The sequence below is a fragment of the Roseimaritima sediminicola genome, from assembly GCF_009618275.1.
Lineage (GTDB): Bacteria > Planctomycetota > Planctomycetia > Pirellulales > Pirellulaceae > Roseimaritima > Roseimaritima sediminicola.
Genome location: NZ_WIAD01000106.1, coordinates 1 through 2,976, shown reverse-complemented (window position 1 = coordinate 2,976; position 2,976 = coordinate 1). Strand labels below are relative to the sequence as shown.

Here is a 2,976-nt window from a genome sequence, read left to right as displayed (position 1 = left end):
GATGCCAGTCGCTGCCTAATACCTTAGTCCGGCCCGTGAACGGTTACTCATGGCAATCCTCCGTGGTTAGCTGGCAAGTTCAGTTTATCCGATTGCCGAAGTTGTTTTTGAACGGTTCCTAGAACAAACGCGACGTAGACCATCTAACCGAGATATGCTCCTAAAAAACCAATGCAGACCAATATGACACCGTGCCATGCAATTGTGTCCACGCCACTGCAATACCTGAATGTTATCGAAGCGACACACGCGCTCAATTTAGAAATAGACACCCTGATTTTAGCCGACTCGGTGCTTGACATCAGTTACTACGAACCCCTCCCCCTGTTCAAACGTTGGCAGAGCTATGAACTACGAACCTACCAGGGAGAACACAAAGGGAAAACAAGAATTCGGCTGGGCGCACTAGCCCGGTACTACAGTCACAGAAAACAATCAAGACCCACTATCAAACGGTTACGAAACTGCAATGTCCTATTGATCGGAAACATTCGAAAACTTTTACATCGCCATATGGCCGCTTCAATACGTGCCAAACGGCTGATCATTTGTGACGACGGCGCTGCTTCCGCAGGTCTAAACGGACACGGGAACGTAAGCCTGAACCAGCCACCAATACACCGTTACTGCTGCAACGTTCTTGGTTTACACACCGGCCCGATCCCCGGAGCAGAACTATTCTCCGCATACGAAGCACAACAGGAGAGCAGCGAAAATTTTCATCTAAACAGGTACGAGTTCTTAAAAAAAATTATATCCGATACACTAAACACAGAGACCGGCAAAGCTTGGTTCCTAGGCCAGCCTGTTTATGACATACCAAGGCCCCTTGCTCCCTTCCACAAATACCTGAGCTACCTAAAGAACATTCAAGCGAACAGCCTCAGCCAGTACAACATCGCTTACTACGCCCACCCAAGAGAAACAAGCAAAACGCTTGCAGCTATCAAAGAAGCAACGGGCTGGGAAACATTTCCTTACGATGGCCCTATAGAACTAAAGCTAGCCACAGCGTCCTCTCTACCAGAAAGAGTTTTCGCCATGTGCTCATCGGCAATCCAGACGATAGTAACAATGTTTGGCAACCGCATACCAGTTACAATCCTAGACATTCCCAAGGTATTCTACGGCACAGACCCCAGCCGTGCGTTGCACATTGCCTCCATTTACCGACAGCTCCGGTCCCTTGCAAAGCCGCCGCATCATTTCGTCGACGCACAAGATATTGAACAAAACATGCCTTAATTCGCGACTTCAGCGAGAACGACCCAATCGGCTCCGATAGCACAGAAAACAGGTGACAGACTATCATCCCGGCAGAAAGCACAGTGAACAATCTGAGATGACACTTAGAGACCACGACGGCCGAGCAAGAATAACTTACATTTCGAGTTCGCTTATCCCGTCCGACCGAGCAAACACCGTGCATGTAATGAAGATGGGAGAAGCGCTTGCGAACCGAGACCAGCTAGTCGGACTTGTCGGATACACCAATAGCAGAGCTCATTCACTGCGGCGGATCTTCGACCGTTACAGTACGTCAGAGTTTAATTTACAACTTGTCCAGCGTTGGCCCATTCCGGGATTTCGCCATTGGTATGGCCACCGAGCCGGACGAATCGCCAAACAGAACAGGTCTTCGATTGCGTACTGTCGCTGCCCATACGGCGCTTGGAATGCTATGCAACATAGGGTTCCCTGTGTTATCGAATTTCATGCCGACGTATGGAATTCGACATCATCAGAAGGCAGCTACCTTAGATCCTGCCTGAAGTCGCCCTTGATAGCTGGAATCGTTACTATTTCCGAAACGTTACGAAACGCATTCCTCTCCTACTGCCCTGACTTCCCACAAGAAAAACTAATCGTTGCCCACGATGCGGCAAGTGAACCGTTTAACAAGGAACAACTTGATATCGGAAAACGGAAAAACCGCCTCCACGTTGGCTATGTTGGGAGCTTTAAGCCAGGAAAAGGCATAGAGCATATTATCAAGGTTGCGGCGATCACGACCAATAGCAGGATTGCTTTCCATGTCGTCGGTGGTTCGCCCGGCGACATCCGCTCTCTTCGCTTAGCCTTACCAAACAACATTACCTTTTATGGACAGGTCCCTCACAAGGACGTTTTTAAATACGTAAACGCCTTTGACGTATGCCTTTTACCAAATCAGTTCAGCATGCGGACCGGGCGGCAGTCTCGAGACATTGGCCAGTTCACGTCTCCATTGAAACTCTTCGAATACATGGCAGCGGGTAAACCGATTATTGCCTCACAGCTGCCATCGATCCAAGAAGTAGTTAACAATGAAACCGCCTTACTGGTTGAGCCTGATGACCCAGAAGAATGGAAGTCGGCACTTATTACATTAAGAGACAACAAAGAGTTCCGGACTGCACTTGGAAGGCGAGCAAAAACAGAACACCGCGCCAAATTCACGTGGGATGCACGCGCAACCCGACTTTCCACTTGGCTACAAGGCGACGTGTCTAGGCAGCATTAGCAACGCACGGTGCATAAGTGCCACGCTCGAGGACTTTCAACATAGCTCAACTTCAACAGAAGATCATGACAGACAATTCTGAGATTTCCGTTCCTTTCAATGGTGACATTCCTTCCTGTTTCGAACACGCGTTTTTTGACAGCGACGGTCGTTAGGAGCCCACGACCATCGCAACAAACTGGCCTTGAAGACAGTACCTTTTTAAGGAAAGCAGTGATCCGGCCCAGCAATTCCCGGCCAGTACAAAAAACCAAGGAAATCCTTAACGAGGCTATGCTAGCGTCTCGCGATTTGGTTCGCTTGCCGGCAGGCAATGGCTTAGTTGTTTAATAGGCTGGTTGAATGTTCCCCGCACTCTCTTTGCCGCTCTCGATGAACGCTGATCTTACGGTCCCCAGTTCGCGTCGTTATCTCTCTGCTGATGGCTTGATCGAAGTCCTGCGGCGTCGCTTCGACGATGCCGAGGATTGGCG

General features: G+C 49.5%; 2 protein-coding genes. Both read left to right on the top strand.

What is annotated here, in order from left to right; translation table 11 throughout:
- Positions 1–171 precede the first annotated feature (171 nt).
- Complete coding sequence (locus GE027_RS22395) at positions 172–1,245, top strand: hypothetical protein (protein ID WP_153559461.1); 1,074 nt, start codon at positions 172–174, stop codon at positions 1,243–1,245.
- A 535-nt stretch (positions 1,246–1,780) separates the two neighbouring features.
- Positions 1,781–2,503 carry a glycosyltransferase family 4 protein gene (locus GE027_RS22910; RefSeq protein WP_162006894.1) on the top strand — a complete coding sequence of 241 codons (723 nt, stop codon included), beginning with the start codon at positions 1,781–1,783 and terminating at the stop codon, positions 2,501–2,503.
- Positions 2,504–2,976: the final 473 nt, after the last annotated feature.

Coding starts and splice junctions, on each gene's coding strand:
- GE027_RS22395 (WP_153559461.1), top strand. CDS start 172: ATGCAGACCAATATGACACCGTGCCATGCAATTGTGTCCACGCCACTG.